General features: G+C 36.1%; 1 protein-coding gene. It reads left to right on the top strand.

Going from position 1 to position 462, the window contains the following annotated elements:
• The first annotated feature begins 4 nt into the window (after positions 1-4).
• On the top strand, positions 5-136 hold the full coding sequence (locus AC1P5O_RS16865) for an IS1096 element passenger TnpR family protein (RefSeq protein ID WP_499006438.1): 132 nt from the start codon (positions 5-7) through the stop codon (positions 134-136).
• Positions 137-462 lie beyond the last annotated feature (326 nt).

The raw sequence follows: 462 nt of genomic DNA, 5'->3' as shown, positions 1-462 counted from the left end.
AAAAATTAGTCTGCTAGGTAGTGATCCTGAAATCTGGAGAACTATTCAAATTTCATCGGCAGCTACTTTATCTAGGCTCCATAAGGCAATTCAATCTGCTTTTGATTGGGAAGATAGCCATTTACATTCAAACTAACAAAGCAATTGATTAAAATTGCATTGGCTGACGGTATGAAGCAAAGAGAAATTGCTAACATGTGCCGAGTCAGTCAATCTTACGTAAGTGATTGGAGCAAAGGGAATACTTTAGCTTATCAACATATTCTAAAACCTTTACTTGATAAATACGGTCATCAACTTAGAAAAGTTACTTCACAGCTTTATCAAGTCCGTAAGTGAACCGTACCGGGTTTGTCGGAGAGTCAATATTCTGAGAGACTATCCCGATGACAAAATTAAAATATACCCCTGAAATCAGAGAAAGAGCGGTTCAATTATTGATTGAATCTGAAAAAGATTATC

Source organism: Prolinoborus fasciculus, from assembly GCF_056724605.1.
Note: the sequence above shows the minus strand (reverse complement) of the source record. Positions and strands in the feature narration are given on the sequence as shown.